Origin of the sequence: Methylocystis sp. IM3 (genome assembly GCF_038070105.1) — a bacterium.
GTDB lineage: Bacteria > Pseudomonadota > Alphaproteobacteria > Rhizobiales > Beijerinckiaceae > Methylocystis.
Genome location: NZ_JBBPBZ010000002.1, coordinates 1,441,063 through 1,460,251, shown reverse-complemented (window position 1 = coordinate 1,460,251; position 19,189 = coordinate 1,441,063). Strand labels below are relative to the sequence as shown.

Below are 19,189 nucleotides of genomic sequence, written 5' to 3'. Positions count from 1 at the left end.
GGAAAGCAACGACATTATGGCGCCCGCCTCGACCGAGCAGAAACGCGTTCTCGTCATAGACGACGACTCAGATTGCGCCGACACGATCGCAATGGTTCTCCGGCGCTTCGGCGCGCAGGTTACCGTCGCCTATTCGGGAGAGTCGGGAGTCAAGGAGTTTTCGGTTTCCTCCCACAACCTGGTATTTCTCGATATAGGCATGCCAAAAATGGATGGCTATGCGACCGCGCGCGCACTTCGCGCCTGCCAGGGCGACCGACACGTCAGAATCATCGCTCTTACCGGCTGGGGGCGATGTGAAGACCGTGAACGCACCATTCAGGGAGGCTTTGATCTTCATCTCGTCAAACCAGTGGATGCGCATCAGCTCAAAGATATTCTCGAAAGCTGACGCGAGATAAGAAACGCTTCGCGCCGCCGATCTGCCCCCGAAATCACATCCAGCCCGCGAAGGCCTGATTACTGGCCGCCAGAGCGACGCACAGCGTTCTCACTTGGACTTTCTTGGCGTCGCCCTCCTATCCGCTCCGTGCGTCGATAACGAACCTCCCATCGCCTGTGCGGCGCCTTCGCGCGCGACGGCCGCGTTGGCGGCTCTGATCGCATGGCCGTCGTCTCCGGTTTCAGCCAGAACGCTGTTGGCGACTTCGGCCCAAAGGCGACAAAGATGGGCAGTGTCCGCCTTATGGGTATGCCTCGGGGCGTCTTCGGGTCGCCAGGGCATCTCGGTGCTCCTCAGATAGGACCGCAAGACTTTTCTAGCGCACGCCGCAAATTTGTAAAAGTTTTGGGCGCCACTCGCGTGACCTGGCGGCCAGGCGAAATGACGAAGGGAGCGCGGCCGGATGACGCGCCTTCGGAAACGCGGGCGAGCCAGAGCTTAACGTATCGAAGGATGCGAGCGCCGCTGTCGGGGCGCGCCAGCGTGGTCCGCTGCTCGACCAGCCGGTTGAGCGACTCGAGCTCCTGCTCTACCATTCGCGCGCGGATCGGCTATCTTCTCCAACTCCAGACGCGCACGAACGAGGCTGCATTTGCCGGCGCTTTGGGGCAGAATGGCCGCCTCTTCGCGTTCATCCGGAAACGGCAAACCGCCATGCGCGCCATTATCGGAGCTTTCTCGCTCGATCAGGTCCGGGCCGGTGAAAAGGTTGTTCTGCGCGCCTTGTGCGGCGACCGCGAACTGCGCAGCCGTCTCATGCTGCTCGGGCTCTGTGTCGGCGGGGCAGCCGACGTCGTGCAAACCCGACGCCGTGGGCCTACGCTGATCCGCGTTCGGAACACGCTCGTCGCCATCGGCTATGAAGAAGCGAAAACGATCCTCGTGGAATGTCTTTGAATGACAAAAGACGCAACAGTCCTGCGCATCGCGCTCGCGGGCCAACCTAACGTCGGCAAATCGACGGTCTTCAACATGCTCACCGGCCTCAGTCAGCACGTCGGGAACTGGGCGGGAAAGACTGTCGAGCGGAAAGAGGGATGGATCGACTTCGCGGGGAGGCGGATCCAGATCGTCGATCTTCCCGGCGCCTACGGCCTCACCGCGAGTTCGGAGGAAGAGAGGATTGCCCGAGATTACATCATAAAGGAAAAGCCCGACGTCGTGATCATGATCGCAAACGCCGCGGCGCTCGATCGTAATCTCTATCTCCTCGGCGAATTGCTGGAACTGCCCGCTCCTGTGGCGCTCGGTCTCAACATGATGGACGTTGCGACTGCCGAAGGCGTCAACATCATGCCTGTCGTTCTCGAAGCGAACCTCGGTCTGCCGGTCGTGCCGATCACGGCCGTCGAGAACGCAGGGGTTCGAGATTTGCTGTCGGCCGCCGTGGCTCTGGCGGACGACCGCGCGGTCTTCCATCCCGCGCGCCCCGCACTGACGACGAAGCTCGCGCGCACGGTGAGGAAGCTCGACAGGCTGATTGGGCCGCATGCGCCAGAGCCATACAAATCCGGATGGGCCGCTCTCAAACTGCTCGAAGGAGATGTGGAGATCGTCGCGCTCACTCGGCAATCGACCCCACAGCAAGACTGGCTGGCGATCGAAGCGCTTTTGGGCGAAGAAGAAGACGCGGCGCTCGAGATCGTCGGCGGGCGCTATCTCTGGGCGGACCGCATGGTAAAGGCGGCGGTGCGGCGTGCGGCGCCACGGGACGCGAGTCTCACAGAGAGGCTCGATCGTCTCGCGCTGCACCCTATTGCGGGAATGGCCATTCTCTTCCTCGTTCTCGGCGCTACTTTCGCTTTGACCTTCGCCGTCGCCTGGCCGCTTCAACGCCTGTTGGAAATGGGAGTCGTTCTGCCTCTGCGGGAATTCGCGACCGTCGCTCTTGCAGGCGCGCCTCCCGCATTTTCTCATTTCATTGCCGACGGCGTTCTCGGCGGCGCGGGGCTCGTCATGACGTTCCTGCCGCTCCTTCTCGTGTTCTATGCGATCTTCGGCTTTCTCGAAGACACAGGCTATCTCGCTCGCGTGGCCTATCTGACGGACCGGTTCATGCAGAGAATCGGCTTGCACGGAAAAAGCTTTCTGCCTTTCTGTCTGGGCTTCGGCTGCAATGTTCCGGCGATCGTCGGCGCGCGCGTGATTGAATCTCCTGCGGGACGCCTGCTCACCATTCTGCTTGCGCCGCTCATTCCGTGCAGTGCGCGCTTTGCCGTGCTGGCTTTTCTCGCGCCGGTCTTTTTCGGCAAATACGCCCTCTGGGTTTCGCTTGCTCTCGTTACGGCGAACATCGCCGTGCTTGCCGCCCTCGGCGCCATCCTGAACCACACGCTGTTCCGCGACGCCCGCGTTTCATTCGTCATGGAGCTACCCCTCTATCATTCGCCAAATCCGAGAACGATCGGGCTCTATATGTGGGCGCATACCTGGTCTTTCCTGCGCCGGGCGAGCACCATGATCCTCGCGGTCTCAACGGCGGTCTGGTTTCTCGCTTATTTTCCGGCAGGCTCGATCAATACGAGCTATCTTGCCGAACTCGGCCAGATGCTGGAGCCCATCGGCCGCCTTCTGGGATTCGACTGGCGTCTCACAGTCGCCCTGTTCACGAGTTTTGTCGCCAAGGAGAACGCCATTGCGACGCTCGGCGTGATCTATGGCGCGGAGGGTGGCTCGCTCGCCGGCGCCCTGGCGCAATCGGTGACGGTCGCGGCCGGCCTTTCCTTTCTGGTGACGACGATGCTGTTCATCCCTTGCGCGGCGACGGTCGCCGCCATGCGACAAGAAACTGGGAGCTGGGCCTGGACCTTCTTCAGCGTCGCGCTGCTGCTCGTGATCGCCATGACCGCCGGCGCAATCTCCTATCAGGCCGTGAACTGGCTTCTAGCCTGAGGCGCCCGATGCTCGACGTGATCCTCAGGCTGGCGGCGAAACGGAGCGTAATCTCGCAAGGCGATGTCGCGCGCGACCTCTCGATCAGCCCCGGCTTGGCTAAAACTCTCTTTTTCGAACTCGAACGCCAGGGCTATCTGAAATCCGTGAGCGCGCCCTGCGATACGCCCTGCGGCGACTGCGCCGCGAAAGAGGCCTGCCGCTTCTTCAAGGCGCCTCCCCTCTGGGCGTTCACCGAAAAGGGCATTGCGGCCGCCCGTCGACTGTCGAAATGACTGTTCGCTCCGATGGGCGCCAGAGACGTGCGCCGCCGCACTTACGGCCAGAGCGCCTGCCGTTACTGTTGGATCATCGAAAGACGAAAGAGAACCAACAGGAGCCGATCATGACAAAGTTGAACGCCATCCTCGCCGCCATCGCCCTGACCCTGAGCATCGGCTTTGCCACGACCGCCTCTGCGGCGCCCGAAGGCTTCAACAATTTCGATGGCAGCGCCTGTTACTGCGTCGATCCGTAATTTTCTTCGCGAAAGCCGCCCGCAAGCAGACTCGTCTACATGAGCGTCGTAGAGCTTGAAAGGGGCCGCAAGCGAACGAGACCGCCCCACAAGCCGCCGAGATCGCCCAGAGTTGCGGACACGATTTCGGGCAGTATCGGATTTTTAGATTTGAGCCGCTCGAGGTGGGCTTCGATCCGATCGAATGGAATGCCGACCTCTCCCATCATCGAGCCGCCAAGGACGATCCTTTCGGGAGACCAGTAAGCGATCGTATTATGAAGCCCCACCGCGACGATTTCCGCGAGTTCCTCCCACACCGGGTGCTCCTTGCCCAATGTCGCGGGCGGCGCGCCGAAACGCTCTTCGATCGCCCGGCCCGAAACGAGCTCCTCCAGCGTGCTGGCGCTGGCGTCGCGGCCTAGGAGCTGCCCGCCGATTTCGAATCCGGATGCGGCGCGATCCAGCGCGCCATCCACGACGCGCGCGCCATTCACCCCGGTCGAGATCGTGACATAGGCGACGATGTCGGCGCCCTTCCCGGCCCCGATCGTAGCCTCGCCGAGACCGACCAGAGCCGTATCGTTTTCCATGATCGCGGGCGCGCCCAAAGCCGCTTCCAGATCGTCGGCGAGAGCGGCCCCGTTCCAGTCGGTAAGATTGGACACATTGAGAATGCGGCGCTTGTCTTGCGATAAAACGCCCGGCGCGCCCAAAGCTATGCCTGTAAGCGTTCCGCCTCCGATTTTTTTCACGACCTCCACCAGCGCGCCCAAGCCTTCGGAATAAGCGCGAGGCGTCGGAAAAATTTCGACCGCGGAGAGACCTTCAAAATCGTGGGCGCAGCCAATCCGCGTCTTGGTTCCGCCGATGTCGATCATCACGAACATGGCCACGCGGTCTCCTGGCTGCCGGAGGGCTTCAAACCGTCGGCGAAGTTAACCGTGAACAACGCAGCAACAGCCGTGCTTCTGGCATCGCCGGGGACGCCTCGGAGACGATTTGCCGGTCTCCCCTCACGTCGGCTCGCTGCATATCGCCTTCAATGCGAGATTAATTGACCCTCAGTCTCGCCTCTTGTTCCCGGGACATTTAGCGGCATATCGTCGTCCCGTTTCATATGCAGGCGCATCGAAGGCGGTTCCGCACCCGACTATTGTGGGATCAGCCAGTTCGGCGATCAAGCGCGGTTCGCCATCCGCCCCGCGGCCTTCGCCACTGATGATGGCGTTGCCTACCATCCTATCTGCGTCTTGAAACCAGGCGTGTCGTCAGTGCATTGCCCCAGCGGTTACCGCCTTGCGACGCTGGTGGGCAGGACGACGACGCGCGCGCCAACCGGGGTCTTCTCGTAAAGGTCCATTACGTCCTGATTGATCATGCGGATGCAGCCCGACGACTGGCTCTGTCCGATGGTCCAGGGTTCATTCGTGCCGTGGATGCGAAACAGCGTGTCCTTGTCCCCTTGCCAGAGGTACATCGCCCGCGCCCCCAAAGGATTGCTGGGTCCGCCATGCATGCCGAGACCGCTTTGAAGCTCGGTCAACTGCTTCTTCAGGTCGGGTCTGCGTTCGACCATTTCCTTTGGCGGATACCAGTCCGGCCATTCTTGCTTGCTCTTGATGGTCGCTTCGCCGGCCCAGGCAAAGCCTTCGCGCCCGACGCCCACGCCATAACGGGTCGCTCGTCCGCCGTCCTCCACGTGGTAGAGGTAGTGATGCGCCGGATCTACGACGATCGTGCCTGGCGGCTCCTTGGTTGAATAGGCGACCTGTCTGCGAAGGAAAGCGGAGTCGACTTGCCCCGGCTTGACCGCGGGAACGACGAAACCTGCATCCTTGTGCTCGGCGTAGACGGCGGCGCCGGCCGGAGCGACTGCATCCGTCCTGACCGCTTGCTCGACGGGCTCAATCTGGCGCGTTGGCGCAACCGTAGCGGTGCTGAACGCGGGAGTCGGTTGCGTGCTTGCGCAACCAGCTAGGGACGCGCCTGCCAGAGCTGAAACAATCCCGGCCGTAATGCGAAGCTTGGTGAGAGGCATCCGCGACTCCGTCTCGACTGATTTAACGAAATCATAGCCGCAAAACCGAGCCGTGAACATGGGAGCCTCGCCCCCGGCCTTCGGGGGGCATCCCGTTCGACCGGACCACGTCGAGACTGGTCAAGCAAAGGGCAAGCTCCGCCTCAGGCGCCCCCCATATCCGCGGCATTGCCTCGCAGGCTCGGCGGAAACGGACAAGCTGGCGTGAGGCCGCTCTCTTACAAGCCCGGCATGCCCTCCTCGCCGATGGTCAGTCGAGGGAATAAAAAAGCCCCGCCTCATCAGCGAGGCTTTGATCGCATATTTAGGGATGTTCCAGCCTGAGCGTCAGCCCAGGCATATTATAGTCATTGCCAGCATTTGTTATCGTGACAACCGCACCGCTGTTGGTGACGGTGTAAATCCATTGAGAGGTAGCCGTGCCGGTTCCCGCGGTGGCTTTCGCGGAGCCCAGGGGAGTTATGTAGCTTGAGCTGTTGGTTGAGGTGGAGGCAAGAACGCCAGTGCATGTGCCTTTGTAGAACGTATTGACCACTGGCCCAGTGGCCGGCGGCGACCCGGTCGAAACAGTCTGCGCGCCAAAGGCGATGGCGCCCGCATAAATTCGGAAACCAGAAGAGACCCCGCCTCCCGGAGCAAATGGGCGAAGCGGAGTCGCGCTTGTATCCAGAGCTCCGTTCGGATCGGTCGGAAGGCTCATGAGCTTCACATTGTTCGTTATCGCTCCACCCGTGATTGTGCCAACAGTAACATTGCCGGTGAAGTTTACGGTCCATGCCGCGCTCACGAGATTAGTGTAGTTCCCGCCGCCGGTCGGAGCCGGAACGTTTCCTATTCCGCTGGCGACGCCAACATAAAGTCCGTTCGGCACAGTACAAGCAGCGCGCGCGGGAAAGGCCGCCCCGGCGATGCCGGTAAGCGCACAGCTGAGAAGAAGAATGTTTTTGCACATGTTCTCTCGTTTCTGAAAATAACTCACCCTGGAATCCAACTGGCTCGGAATTGCTTGTCATCCCCCAAATGAGAGATACGCCGGGCAATTTGAAAGTCGGCGGCTGCTTTCAAGTCAGTTATCTCTGCCAGGACCCGTTCTCAAAGACGTCATCTCCCAAACGAGGGATGCGCTCCTGGCGCGTTTTCGCTTGAATTGCCTTGTAACAACAAAGTTATTTCAGCCGGGAGAGGCCGCTACAAGCCTCTCCCTTTTTATTGGACCCGGCGGAAAGGATTGAATCCCTCCGCGGCGCGCAGCACCGATACGGCTGAGTTATGTGCTAGGGCGTCTTGAACGGCACCGTGACTTGTGCTGCAAGCAGCGCGGCGAGTTGCGATTGGCGTTCGACCCCGGTTTTGGCGAAGATCGATTTTACCTGGCTGCGAACCGTGCCAACGCTCACGCTGTGCTGCTCGGCAATTTCATCGAGGGCGAGGCCTTCGGCGACTCGACTAGCGACTCGCGCCTCTGCGGCGGTCAAATCGAACAATCCTTGAAGGAGGGCCCGGTCCGGAGCGCACGGCGCGGCGAGCGGCGTGATCGCCAATATTCCAAATCCGCCGTCAAACAGGTCGCGCGCCTGGCCTGTCGCCGGAACAAGATGCACAATGACTGGCGTCTCGGTCACGCCTTTGGCCGGAAAGGAGCGAACAGAGGTTGCGGCGGGACTGCGCAGATCCGCCAAGGCGCGCCGCAACAAGGCGTTGGCCGCCGGATCCACGAGCGCAATCCGGTCCTTGGGCAACCAAGTCAGGTACGACGAGAGAGCCTGGATGAGGGCATTGGCCGAGAGCACTTTGCCATCCGCATCGAGGATGGCGGCAGGCAACCCTATCAGCGCTAGAGCTTCTGCGGCCGCTCTCAATCGCTGCAGCCGCCATCGCGCTGCAAGGAGACCCGCGCGCGCAAGATGCGGACGAAATGCATCCAACCGGCCGATGTCCTCGCGGTCGAAAGGCTCCTTCCCAATGCTGCGGTTGACTTGCACCACGACCAGATCGCCGCTCGGAACGGGAATTGCCGTCGCTGCACAATGGTGCAAACCGAGTGGCCCGCACCACTCGGTCATGATGGAATCGCTAAGCCACTCGTCTTCGGTGAAGGCTTCCTGCTCGGCGACGAATCCTGCGCGATCGGCGCCAAGGAGTCGGGCGGTGGCTTGGCTGCGCAATGTGCCGCCGGTAATCCATGCTTCGGTCTGTTGCGCCGACATTGCATAGGACGCGCGCCACCCTGTCCAGGCGTCGGCCCTACGCGTGAGAATGACTCCGGCCGCGGCGTCCGCCGCGCCTGCCAGATCGTGCATTACTTGCGACCATAGCCTGGCGTCAGTGGCCGCTTCATAAATTTTATCAACGACCGTTTCGTAATCCGGCATAGGCGGCAATACTCGTCCAATAAGAATTATCTTTCGTTTTTATCGAACAGAAAAACGACCGCCAAGCGCGACTGTTTCATTCGGGGTTAGAGCCGGAGCGTTCGGGTGGTCACGCCCGAGGTTTTGATGAATTTAAATATTGGACGCACGTATTTTGTCCCGAGCGGGAAGGTCGCGAAGCGGCCCATTCCTGCGGACGACCACGCACCTTGCGAGGAGGGCTCCCAGGCGACCTGGCCCGCACTAGTTTGAATGTCGATGCGAATTTCGGTCCGAGTTGGAAGCGGGGGTCGACAGGCGAGATGAATGCGCTTTTTCGTCCTGGCTTCGCCATTGGAGCTTTAATTCTTGCCGTAATGGCCGCCCTGCCCGCCTCCGCAGTCAGCGCAGGAACGCTCAAGACGGTCAGAGACCGTGGGGCGCTCATCTGCGGCGTGAGCAATGGGCTCCCCGGTTTCTCCGTCGCCGACGACAGGGGAGAATGGTCGGGATTCGACGTCGATTTCTGCCGCGCGGTTGCCGCGGCGGTCTTCGGCGACAGCACAAAAGCGCGGTTCGTTCCTGTCCTCGCCAATGAACGCTTCGACGTGCTGAAAGCCAGGAAAGTGGATCTCCTGCTGGGGAACTCGACCTGGACCATGTCGCGCGAGGCGACCCTCAACCTCATTTTCGCTGGAACGACCTATTATGACGGTCAGGGATTTCTCGCGCCGAAGCGACGAAATCTGCTCTCGGCGCTGGAGCTCGACGGCAGCAAGGTCTGCGTCGAGGCGGGAACGACGAGCGAGCTGAATTTCGTCGATTACTTTCAGTCGAACAATCTCAAATATGAAACTCTCCGCTTCAAGACCGTCGGGGAGTCCGTCGCCGCTTATGAGGCGGGGCAATGCGACGTCCTCACAAGCGACGTCTCCGAGCTGTATGCGCAACGGCTCCTTCTCGCCAAGCCAGGCGACCATGTCATTTTGGCCGACATCATTTCAAAGGAGCCGCTGGGACCGGTCGTGCGTCAGGATGACGTGCAATGGCTGAACATCGTCAAATGGGTGCATTTCGCGATGCTGAACGCCGAAGAGCTCGGCATATCGAGCAAGACGGTCGGAGAGGCGCTGAATTCCAGCAAGCCAGCCATCAAACGCTTCGTGGGCGCAGAAGGAGACTTCGCCAGACAACTCGGCCTCTCGCCTGATTGGGGCGTAAACATCGTCAGGTCGGTCGGAAATTACGGCGAGGTCCTGGATCGTAATCTGGGCGCGAAGTCGCTGCTTGGTATCGAGCGCGGGCTAAATCAGCTGTGGAGCGTCGGCGGAATTCAATACGCCCCGCCAATCCGGTGAGCTGCCAGGATTCAGTTCAGCGATCTCTGGGCCCCGGCGCGCGCGATTGCGCCAGAAGCCGCGGCGCCCGGACCGAATTGATTTATGACGCCGAGTTGGGTTCGCATCACGGCCACCCATCTGCGCTGATTGGAGTCGAGGCGGCTCGATGTTGAAAGGTCCTGCAGGATTTTGACGGCCGCTTCGATGTGTCGCCTCACCCCTGCCTTGTCGAGATGCGCGAGTCTCCGATGCTGGAGAACGAGCGACTGCCGTAGCGGGACATCATCGGGACGGGCGTCGAGCAGCGCCTCATAGGCGCCGGTCATGGTCTCGAACGCTGCCACAGCGTCTGCCGTTTCGTTCAGGTTGAGGAGGGAATTGCCGATGCGCTCACTGTAACTGGCCAGGTCCTGCCGCCAACGCACGTTGACAGGGTCAGCCGCCGCGAGATCCGAGATGATCCCGTGACCGTTCTTGTAGAAAGCGAGCGCCTGAGCATAATCGCCGCGCGCAAACCAGAGATCGCCGATGCGTGCGTTGCTCGCCGCGAGATTTCGCCGCCATTCGCCGTTTTCCGGATCCGACGCCGCGATCACTTTGATAATATCAAAGGCTTTTTGGTAGGATTTCAATGCGCCATCGAAGTCGGAGCCGGCCTTAAGGACGTCGCCGATCTTGTTGTAGCTGACAGCGAGATCGCGTCGCCAGCCGGCGTTTCCAAGATCGGCTTCGGAGAGCGCGTCCCTGAGGCCAAAGCTCGTGCGATAGGATTTCTCGGCCGCGGCGAAATCGTCCCGCGCAATCTGCGCGTCGCCGACTTTTTCATAACTCGTCGCGAGGTCTTGCCGCCATCGCGTATTGAGCGGATCGATTTGCGCGACAGCCGATATGAGGCCGAGGCTGTCATAATAAGCCTTCAGGGCGCCGAGAAGGTCGCCCTGGGCCAGCTGCGCGTCGCCAATATTCAGATAGCTCACGGACAAATCGCGCTTGAGTTCGGCGTTCGCAGGGTCGGCCGCCGAAAGCGCCTCGCGGAGGGAGAGACTGTCTCGATAGGAAGCGAATGCGGCCTTGAAATCTCCCTGCTCTATCCTCCCGTCGCCTATCTTTTCGTAGCTGAAAGACAGAATCTGCCTCCAAGTGGCGTTCGAGGGATCGCTGCGCGAGACGCTCTCGGCAAGTGCGCGCACCTCGAGGTAATAATTGAGCGCGTCGGTGATCGCTCCCTGAAGCGCCCTCACGTCTCCCATTTTGGCGTAGGCGATCGAGAGCTCGCTCCGCATTTCTGAATCCTGGGGATTCGATTTTACCAGTTCGCTGCGAAAGGCGATCGCCTCTGTGGCGGCGTCGAACGCGCATTTGGTCTTCCCCATGGCGAGGCAGGCGTCCACGGTCTCCTCCTGTGCGGCGGCGTGGACGCGACGAAGGTCGACGCTGTCCGCGCCGTCCGCCATCAGCCGGATCTGCAAGGTGTTCACAGTTTCGAGAATAGCGAGAATCAAAGATGCGGGAACGCCGGATACATTCTTGAATTTATACGCCAGATTGCTCACGAGCTGGTTCGCCGTTTCGGTCGCCGCCTTGAGCCGTGCGCTTGCGATCTTCCACTCCCACCCCGCGATCCCCCCGAGAGTCATGGTGATCGCGAGCCCGATTCCACATATCAAGGCGATCCGCCGGGTGGCGCGAACATGTTCGGCGAGTTTCTCGATCTTTTCGCGCGCGAGCGCCGCCTCGGTGCGATGGCGCGCTTCTTCGGCTTCGTGGGCGGCCTCGTCCTTTTCGTGGCACGCCGCGAGATAGGCGCGGTCCACTACGTTCAGCAGGGCGGCGAGATCGGGGCGCGTGTCCAGCCGGCCCGCCTCAGCCAGCCGGGTTCCGCCATGCGCCGCCCATGCGACGGCGCGCGCATTTGCGTCCCAGTCGCATGCCGCCCGCTTGATTCCTTCCAAAGTGGCAAGAAGGCCGAAGTCTTCCTCGAGCCAGCCCTTGAGGCCGCCCCATTGCCGCAGCAAGGCCTCATGGGCGGGCTCTATGGTTGCTTCGCCGCTCTCCTTGTCGACGTCGCGCGTCAAGAGCCGGTGCTCGACCAGGAGGTCGATGAGCGGACGGGCCTCCTCGGGGATTTGCGAGGCCAGCGCCACACGGCGGCGCGGGGTCTTGCTGTCGAGGTCGATGCCCGCGAGCCAGGGGATGAATCCGCGCCTGAGCAGCGCAAGCCGGGCGTTGCGATCCTGGGGTATCCTCGGGTCGGCGTCCGCTTCCAGAAAAACCTGCGCCAGCGCCGCGTCGATCGCGCCCTTCAGCCGCCCGAAATTTTCGTAATCCTCGCGCGTGATCCGCCGCGCGGCCTCGTGCTCGCGATACAGCAACTCAAGGGTGAAGGACAGCAGCGGGAGCGCGTCGCTCCCCGCACCCTTCTCAATGTCCTCGAGCAAGGCTTCGGTCAGCGCCGGATCGATTTCGAATTTCCGACCGGCCTGCTGCAGGCGTTTTGCTGGCCCTTCGATGATTGTCTGGTAGGCCCCACGCGGCATGGGCAGCAAGGCGAATGTGTGCTGGCTGAGCCCTTCCAGCGGCCTGGCCCGCTCCAGAGCGTCATAGCTGTCCGATCGGATCGCGAAAATCACGATGACGGCCGGTTCATCCGAGGTCGCGAGGTCGTGCAGGATCGTCAGGAACTTGTCGCTCTCCGGCTCCGTATCCGTGCGAAACAGCTCCTCGGCCTGATCGATGGTCACCACCACCGTCGGAGGCTTATCGCCGCCGGGCCGGGTGACCAGACTGGAGAGAATACGCCGCAGCGCCGGCGGGTCGCTTGCCACCGCGCGGCGAATTTCAACCCGAGTCGCCGAGAGGCCGGCCTTCATGACCGCCTCGCCCAGCGCGGAAACCAGACCTTCCGAGCGGCTCATCCGAGCGCGCTCAGGGCGGATCACCGGCAGGACGAAGAAGTTCCGGTCGTCCCGCGACAGCCTGGGGATCAGCCCAGCGCGCAGGAATGAAGATTTCCCGGCCCCCGAGGCGCCGAGTATGACGAAGAGGCGCGGCGGCGCGGCTTCACGCAAGCCGCGCAAGGTGTCGAGAACTTCGATGATCGGGCCATCCCGACCGAAGAAGATGCCTGCGTCGGCGGCGTCTATCGGCTCCAGCCCCCGATAGGGCGCGCGTCCGGGATCGGATTCGGGGGGCCAGGCGAAAAACCGCGGATCGAGTCCGACTTGCGTGAGCCCGCGTCTGAGGCGCTCGAGACCTTCCCGCGAGAAGGTGACGTAGCCGACCTCATGGGTGATCGGCATCCGGGGATTGAAGACCTGATGGTCCTCCCCGGCGGCCAGCGAGACCGCCTGATGCGTCTGCGTTAGATACGACGGAAGGTCGCCGACGGCGATATTTTCGATGAGGGCGACGAAAACCCGCTTGTTCAGCTTGCGCGCGAGTTCATATTCGCGGCGGCACCATTCCGAGCCGAGCCAGCTGCGGGAAACAAGAAAGATGACCGCTTCGCACTCCGTCGCCTGCGTGTAGAGCGCGCGCTCCCATCGTTCGCCGGCGGCAATTCCTTCGACAGGATCAAGATCGAGAAAGGCGTCGTTCCAGCCTTCCCCCTTCAACCAGTCGCTCACCGCGACCGCCGCGAAATTATCCTTGCTCGAATGAGAGAGGAATATACGAGACATCACTTGCGCCCACGGCCCGAAGGCAGGCGCGCGTCCGCCATTCAGACCTCCCGTCACCATGCTTCAGATAACGGGCGTTCCGCTCCCGGCAAGCCGCCGTTCCGCTTGTCGTCAGAGCATCGCCTCAAGCATCTCGCGCGTGATCTGCTGTTGCGCGGCGATGCGCCCAAGGTTGTAAAGCGAGGGGATGTTCGCCGGGTTTTCCATCTGGCGAAGCTTTGAGATGTCGTTTTCGGTCAGGGAGACGCCCGTGTTCTGCGCGAGCCACTGGCCTTCGAGCTTTATGTCATAGCGATAGTAGCGAAAAAGCTTGCCGAAGGGGGGCGTAGAGTCTTTCAGATCCCCGATCTCGGAATTGATCGGCCAGGGCAGCGACGACTCCCCGAGCCAGGACATGAGCATGAGCGTCAATTCCTGATTATCCGATATTTGCGCGGCAAGAGCGTTGATCGCAAGTAGGATCGCCGGGGATCTCTGCGCTTCCCGGGTCGTGAGCTTCGGGCGGCAGGAGCCTGTCCCGATCGATACGATGAAGAGGTCTTCGACTCCCGTCTTCCATTCAAGGCGATAGGGCGGCAGGACAGCGGTGAGAAAGAGCGCAAGCGAGGGGTTGTTGTGCGGCGTCAGGCCGCCGTCGAGAAAGAGCCCCGGGTCCATTCCCTTGACGATTTCGATAGTCTGCGGATCGAAATAGAAGGGCGCCGCCGTGCTCGCGCGGATGATGTCGGGCAGTGAAAGATAGCTGTTTCCAACGAATGAATTGTCGTTTGGCGTCTCCCAGAACATGGATCGCGGATTGTTCATCACGATCCAGCAACTCCCCGTGTCGAGCCGCTTGAGAACCATGCACAGGCCGGTTCTCAGTATCTCCGAGCCGAGCGAGCAATGGGAAAAGGTCTTGTCCAGCTCCTCGTGAAGCGCCGCCCCGTCGAAGTTCGCGCGCCAGCCGGGGATGTGAAATATCGACGATCTGAAGACTTTCGGCGCGAGCTTCTCGTAAAAGGCGTGCATTTCGCCGGCCGAGAATCCGGTTGCGAGCCCCGCGGCGATGATGGCCCCGGTCGAGGTTCCCCCGACCAGATCGAAATAGTCGCACAGCAGCACGCTCCGCCCTACGATTTCGACAAGCAGATTTTCGATCCGCTCCAGAAAGGCGATCGAGATGGCCCCTCGAACGCCGCCGCCATCGAGCGAGAGAATGCGCTTTTTCCCCGCGCTGAAGAGGTGGCGGTCACGGGGGCAGGTGAAGGAGGCATCCATTTCAATCGAGCTTGCTGACGAGGACCGGAAATCCGCCGCGAGAAGAGCGAACTTCACCCGTCGGGTGAGCTAGCGCGCCTTACGGCGCCGGCCAGTTTTTGCCAGAAAAAGCGTATCGGCTCCGCGTGGCCCCCAATTCTCGATAGCGCGGGGCGCCGGCGCCCAAGCGGCCTCGCGCTGACCGCTAACGGCGCTTTGGCAACCGATTTGCGCCAAACTCCGCCGGGCTTGTCCGGCCTTCGAAATGTCCGATAATCTACGCCCACCATTCAGCGCCAAATGCGCGCGTTCGGGCCGCGCGGGCAGCGCCGAGGCGTCGAATTTGGAAAGCGCGCAAACGAGGATCTGAGATGGCCAAAGGCGAAAAGGAGGGGATGGGCGGCCTGTCGCGCGTCGAGGAACCGACCGCGCCCCAATTTTCGGCGCTCTCCCAAAAGGCGCGCGACTACGCCCGCGCCGCCCGATCGGAAAATACACAGCGGGCCTATGACGCCGACTGGCGGCACTTCGCCTCCTGGCTGCGCCGGGAGGGCCTCGACCCCCTGCCCCCGAATCCCGCAACCATCGGCCTCTATCTCGCCGCCTGCATGACCCCCGCGCCCGGCCGGCCGGCGCTCTCCGTCTCCTCGCTGGAGCGCCGGCTGTCGGGAATTTGCTGGCGCTATCGCCAGCTCCAGCGGCCTCTCGACACGACGGATCCGCATGTCGCCACGGTGCTGGCCGGCATCCGTCGCACTCACGCCCGCCCGCCCGTCCAGAAAGAGGCGATCTTCGCCGACGAGCTTCTCGCCATGCTGGCAACCCTCGGCAACGACTTGCGGGACTTGCGTGACAGGGCCCTTCTCGCCGTCGGCTTCGCCGGCGGCCTGCGCCGCTCCGAGATCGTGGGCCTCGACTGCGGGCCCGGTCAGACCGAAGACGGAGCCGGCTGGATCGAGATCGTCAGCCCCGACGAGAACGGCGGCGGCCTGCTCCTGACCATCAACGGCAAGACCGGCTGGCGCGAAGTGGAGATCGGCCGCGGCTCATCTCCCCTCACCTGCCCCGTCGCCATGCTCGAAATCTGGCTCAAACTCGGGCGGATCACGCGGGGTCCCGTGTTCCGACCCATCGCCCGCAAGAACGGCGGCGTCGGGTCGGAGCGCCTTTCAGACAAGCATGTCGCCCGCCTCGTCCAGAAAACGGCGCTGGCCGCCGGCCTGCGCGGCGATCTCCCCGAAGGCGAGCGCCGTCGCGCCTTCTCCGGCCATTCCCTGCGCGCCGGGCTCGCTTCTTCGGCGACGATCGAGGAGGCCCATGTGCAAAGGCACCTCGGCCACGCCAGCGCCGAGATGACTCGCCGCTATCAGCGCAAACGCGATCGCTTCAGCGTCAATCTCACCAAGGCGGCGGGGCTATGAACGTCAGCTTCCGATCAAGGAAGAGCGCAGAACCGCGAGAGCCGCGCTAAACATGGCTTGAGCGTGGGCCGAGGCGCGCGGCGCGGGAAGACGTCGGGGATCATCGAGTGGCTTGGCTGGGGGACCTGGATTCGAACCAAGATTAACGGAGTCAGAGTCCGCTGTTCTACCGTTGAACTATCCCCCAACGGCGGCTTTGCGCCGCAGCGGATCGTGATCTAGAGAGAGCCGCGGGCGCTGTCAACCGTTTCTGTGACGACGGCCGGGCGGCCAGACCGCCACTTGCGGCTGGGTCAGCAATCCTGCATTTAGGATAATTGACGCGAATGGGGTCGTGCGAGCGGCGAAGGCGCGAGAAACCGGTTATCGCGGGAGCATGAATTTGGCAGGGACCCAGCGGCCCGCGGATGCGGAGCCAGGTCTGGAGGCGGCGGCGGCGCGGCAGGCCGGGGTTGTGGGCGCGAACACGGCCGTTCCGAGGACGTCCGCGCCTTGGACTGGCCATACCTACGCCGCCCTCGACCTTGGCACCAACAACTGCCGGCTGCTCATTGCGCGGCCGGAGCGCCGGCCGCGCCGCCGCAATTCGGATTTCTTGCGCGTCATCGACGCCTTCTCGCGGATTGTGCGGCTGGGCGAGGGTCTTGGCCGCGCCGGGCGAATCAGCGAGGCCGCGATCGAGCGCACCATCGCCGCGCTGGACGTTTGCCGCGCGAAAATGGAGACGCGCGGCGTCACCCGCGCCAGGCTCGTCGCCACCCAGGCGTGCCGAGGCGCGGCGAATGGCGACGAATTCGTGGCCCGCGTTCGCGAACGCACCGGCCTCGAGCTCGAGGTCATCGACCGCGAGACAGAGGCGCGTTTCGCGGCGCGCGGATGCGGGTCGCTCGCCGATCCACACGCCGCCAGCGTGCTGCTGTTCGACATCGGCGGCGGCTCCACCGAGCTTGTCTGGCTCACCCGCTCGTCCGAATCCGCCGACGCGCGCGAACTGCACAGCTGGACGTCGCTCGAGCTCGGCGTCGTCACCCTGGCCGAACATTTCGGCGGTCGCGTGGTCGACGCCCGCACCTTCGCCGCCATGAAGAATTACGCGCGGGAGGCGCTCCTCCACTTCGTCGACGAGACCGCGGAAATCGCCCGCTGCTCGCGCTTCCATCTCCTCGGGACATCGGGGACGGTCACGACGCTCGCCGGCGTGCATCTCGGCCTCGAACGCTACGATCGCTGGCGCGTGGACGGGCTGTGGATGAGCGACGCCGAGGCGACGCGCGCCATCGATCGACTGCGCGCCATGGATTTCGAGGAACGCGTGGCCAATGGCTGCATCGGCCCACAGCGCGCCGATCTCGTGCTCGCCGGCTGCGCCATTTTCGAGGCTATTCGCGAGATGTTCCCGGCTGCGCGCACCCGCATCGCGGATCGCGGCCTGCGAGAGGGCATGCTGCTTGAGCTCATGGAGGCGGACGGGGTTCTCGTCGCCTGAAGGCTCGACGCGCGCGAGCTAAAGCTTCACAATAGCGTCGATTCGCTGAAGGCCGGCTCAACCGAGAGCTTTTGCGTCCCGATGATCGACGAACTCAACGCGCCCCTCCGCGGCGGGACGCACACGCCGCGCCGAAGCGCTCCGGGATTGCGCGGGGCGCCTATGGCCCTCGCAGCCGGCGCAGTCGTGGCGGCGAGCGCGGTCGCGCTTTCTTTCGCGCCACTCGATCGATACGGAGGCGAACCCTACGCCAGGGCGAAAATCGAGTCGGCGCCGATATCCGAGACGCCCCCCGCCCCGCCGCAGCGGCAAGCCGCTGCCGAGCCGGAGGCAGGCCGAGACGATGACGGCGGCGGGGTCGAGGTCGTGGCGGGCGTCAAGATCACGCGCCATGGCGAGGGCGGATCGGCGCGAATCATCCGGATCGAGCCCTCTTCCGGCGTGCGACTCGCGCCCGCGCCCGACCGCCGGGTGACGGAAAAGGGCCGCTACGGCCTGCTGCCCCGCATTGGCGCGGAGGGCGCACGGCCGATGGACGTCTACGCCCGCCCCTTCGTCGCAAACCCCGCGCTGAAGCCTGGAGCGCCGCGTCTTGCGATTGTCGTCGGCGGGGTCGGGCTCGACGCGCGCGCCTCACGCGACGCGATCGAGGAGCTTCCCCAGGACACGACGCTCGCCTTCGCGCCTTATGGCGCGGATCTGGAACGGCTCGTCGCGCAGGCGCGCGCGCGCGGCCACGAGGCGCTGCTTCAGGCGCCAATGGAGCCTTTCGACTATCCGAGGAACAATCCCGGCCCTCATACGCTCCTCGAGGGCGCGGCGGATGGCGGAGGCGCGGATGATCTGCACTGGCTGATGAGCCGGTTCACAGGTTATGCTGGCGTCATGAATCATCTTGGCGGACGCTTCACGGCCGATGAGACGGCCATGTCTGGCGCATTGAGCGAATTCGCGCGGCGCGGCCTGTTCTATCTGGAGGATGGGCTTTCGCCGCAGTCGCAAGCCGCGAACGTCGCCAGGAAGCTTGCGGCTCCTTTCGCCAGGGTCGACGTCGTCATCGACGCTTCGGGCGCGCCGCAGGCGATGGACGCTGCGCTGACGCGGCTCGAAGGTTTGGCGCGGGAGAAGGGCGTGGCGATAGGCTTCGCCAACGCCACGCCCGAAGCCATTTCGCGTATTGCGCGTTTCGCCCGCGATCTGGAGCGCCGGGGCGTTGCGCTGGCCCCTGTTTCCGCCGCTGTCACGCACGGCGCGGCGCCCGCGGCGAGCCACGCCCCATGAACGCGCCCGACAGCCGCTACCGCCCCTGCGTCGGCGTGACCCTGTTCAATGCGCAAGGCCTGGTCTTCATCGGCCATCGCAAAGCGAAGGGCGCCTTTGATCAGGTGGCCGAACCTTTCATGTGGCAGATGCCGCAGGGCGGGATCGACGACGGGGAAACGCCCTTCCAGGCGGCGCTGCGCGAGCTCTACGAGGAAACGAACGTCTCCAGCGTCGAATTTCTCGCCGAGGCGCCAACCTGGCTCTCCTACGACCTGCCGCCCGACGCAAAGAAGCGCTGGAGCGGGAAATACATCGGCCAGACTCAGCGCTGGTTCGCCCTGCGCTTTCTCGGCTCGGACAGCGAAATCGACATTCACGCCCCCGGCGGCGGCCATCACAAGCCGGAGTTCGACGACTGGCGGTGGGAGAGATTGGACATGCTTCCAGGCCTCATCGTGCCATTCAAGCGGCAGGTTTACCGCGACGTGGTCGAAGCCTTCGCGTCATTCGCGGCGGGCTGACGCGGTGGCCGCCTCAA

General features: G+C 63.1%; 16 protein-coding genes and 1 tRNA gene. 10 read left to right on the top strand and 7 right to left on the bottom strand.

Translation table 11 applies throughout. The features are described from left to right. Positions 1 to 16: 16 nt before the first annotated feature. From WOC76_RS08905 to WOC76_RS08885, 5 genes are all read left to right on the top strand, one after another. On the top strand, positions 17 to 391 hold the full coding sequence (locus WOC76_RS08905) for a response regulator (RefSeq protein ID WP_341107491.1): 375 nt from the start codon (positions 17 to 19) through the stop codon (positions 389 to 391). Positions 392 to 949: 558 nt separating this feature from the next. Then, positions 950 to 1,339, top strand: coding sequence for a FeoA family protein (locus tag WOC76_RS08900; protein WP_341107492.1), 390 nt, complete (start codon positions 950 to 952; stop codon positions 1,337 to 1,339). Further along, on the top strand, positions 1,340 to 3,334 hold the full coding sequence (feoB, locus tag WOC76_RS08895; RefSeq protein WP_341107494.1) for a ferrous iron transport protein B: 1,995 nt from the start codon (positions 1,340 to 1,342) through the stop codon (positions 3,332 to 3,334). Positions 3,335 to 3,342: 8 nt separating this feature from the next. Next, positions 3,343 to 3,609, top strand: coding sequence for a hypothetical protein (locus tag WOC76_RS08890; RefSeq protein ID WP_341107496.1), 267 nt, complete (start codon positions 3,343 to 3,345; stop codon positions 3,607 to 3,609). Between the two features lie 110 nt (positions 3,610 to 3,719). Then, positions 3,720 to 3,851 carry a hypothetical protein gene (locus tag WOC76_RS08885; protein ID WP_341107498.1) on the top strand — a complete coding sequence of 44 codons (132 nt, stop codon included), beginning with the start codon at positions 3,720 to 3,722 and terminating at the stop codon, positions 3,849 to 3,851. Positions 3,852 to 3,886: 35 nt separating this feature from the next. Here WOC76_RS08885 and WOC76_RS08880 read toward each other — a convergent pair whose 3' ends face one another. From WOC76_RS08880 to WOC76_RS08865, 4 genes are all read right to left on the bottom strand, one after another. Next, positions 3,887 to 4,720: an ROK family protein gene (locus tag WOC76_RS08880; protein WP_341389807.1), complete on the bottom strand. Its 834-nt coding sequence runs from the start codon at positions 4,718 to 4,720 to the stop codon at positions 3,887 to 3,889. 401 nt (positions 4,721 to 5,121) lie between these two features. Beyond that, a complete protein-coding gene (locus tag WOC76_RS08875; RefSeq protein ID WP_341107504.1) occupies positions 5,122 to 5,871 on the bottom strand; it encodes a L,D-transpeptidase in 750 nt (249 codons plus the stop codon). A 304-nt stretch (positions 5,872 to 6,175) separates the two neighbouring features. Continuing rightward, the gene (locus tag WOC76_RS08870; RefSeq protein WP_341388029.1) at positions 6,176 to 6,823 is read right to left on the bottom strand and encodes a hypothetical protein; all 648 of its coding nucleotides are present in this window, start codon (positions 6,821 to 6,823) and stop codon (positions 6,176 to 6,178) included. Positions 6,824 to 7,145: 322 nt separating this feature from the next. Continuing rightward, positions 7,146 to 8,243: a helix-turn-helix transcriptional regulator gene (locus WOC76_RS08865; protein ID WP_341107507.1), complete on the bottom strand. Its 1,098-nt coding sequence runs from the start codon at positions 8,241 to 8,243 to the stop codon at positions 7,146 to 7,148. Between the two features lie 302 nt (positions 8,244 to 8,545). Between WOC76_RS08865 and WOC76_RS08860 the strand changes: the two genes are divergently transcribed. Continuing rightward, positions 8,546 to 9,580, top strand: coding sequence for an amino acid ABC transporter substrate-binding protein (locus WOC76_RS08860; RefSeq protein ID WP_445730638.1), 1,035 nt, complete (start codon positions 8,546 to 8,548; stop codon positions 9,578 to 9,580). Between the two features lie 11 nt (positions 9,581 to 9,591). On the opposite strand, the gene WOC76_RS08855 is transcribed toward WOC76_RS08860, so the two are convergent. Together WOC76_RS08855 and WOC76_RS08850 are read right to left on the bottom strand one after the other, a co-directional pair. Continuing rightward, the gene (locus WOC76_RS08855; protein ID WP_341107510.1) at positions 9,592 to 13,242 is read right to left on the bottom strand and encodes an nSTAND1 domain-containing NTPase; all 3,651 of its coding nucleotides are present in this window, start codon (positions 13,240 to 13,242) and stop codon (positions 9,592 to 9,594) included. 111 nt (positions 13,243 to 13,353) lie between these two features. Beyond that, complete coding sequence (locus tag WOC76_RS08850) at positions 13,354 to 14,502, bottom strand: patatin-like phospholipase family protein (protein WP_341431378.1); 1,149 nt, start codon at positions 14,500 to 14,502, stop codon at positions 13,354 to 13,356. 350 nt (positions 14,503 to 14,852) lie between these two features. On the opposite strand from WOC76_RS08850, the gene WOC76_RS08845 reads away from it, so the two are divergent. Then, on the top strand, positions 14,853 to 15,902 hold the full coding sequence (locus tag WOC76_RS08845; RefSeq protein ID WP_445730639.1) for a tyrosine-type recombinase/integrase: 1,050 nt from the start codon (positions 14,853 to 14,855) through the stop codon (positions 15,900 to 15,902). 113 nt (positions 15,903 to 16,015) lie between these two features. On the opposite strand, the gene WOC76_RS08840 is transcribed toward WOC76_RS08845, so the two are convergent. Continuing rightward, a tRNA-Gln gene (locus tag WOC76_RS08840) sits at positions 16,016 to 16,089 on the bottom strand. Between the two features lie 189 nt (positions 16,090 to 16,278). On the opposite strand from WOC76_RS08840, the gene WOC76_RS08835 reads away from it, so the two are divergent. The 3 genes from WOC76_RS08835 to WOC76_RS08825 all read left to right on the top strand — a co-directional run bounded on the left by WOC76_RS08835 (position 16,279) and on the right by WOC76_RS08825 (position 19,172). Then, complete coding sequence (locus WOC76_RS08835; RefSeq protein WP_341107512.1) at positions 16,279 to 17,388, top strand: Ppx/GppA phosphatase family protein; 1,110 nt, start codon at positions 16,279 to 16,281, stop codon at positions 17,386 to 17,388. A gap of 162 nt (positions 17,389 to 17,550) precedes the next feature. Further along, positions 17,551 to 18,669: a divergent polysaccharide deacetylase family protein gene (locus WOC76_RS08830; protein ID WP_341107514.1), complete on the top strand. Its 1,119-nt coding sequence runs from the start codon at positions 17,551 to 17,553 to the stop codon at positions 18,667 to 18,669. Next, positions 18,666 to 19,172 (top strand): RNA pyrophosphohydrolase, encoded by a 507-nt coding sequence (locus tag WOC76_RS08825; protein ID WP_341107515.1) that lies wholly within the window; start codon positions 18,666 to 18,668, stop codon positions 19,170 to 19,172. Before WOC76_RS08830 ends, WOC76_RS08825 begins: the two co-directional genes overlap by 4 nt. Positions 19,173 to 19,189 lie beyond the last annotated feature (17 nt).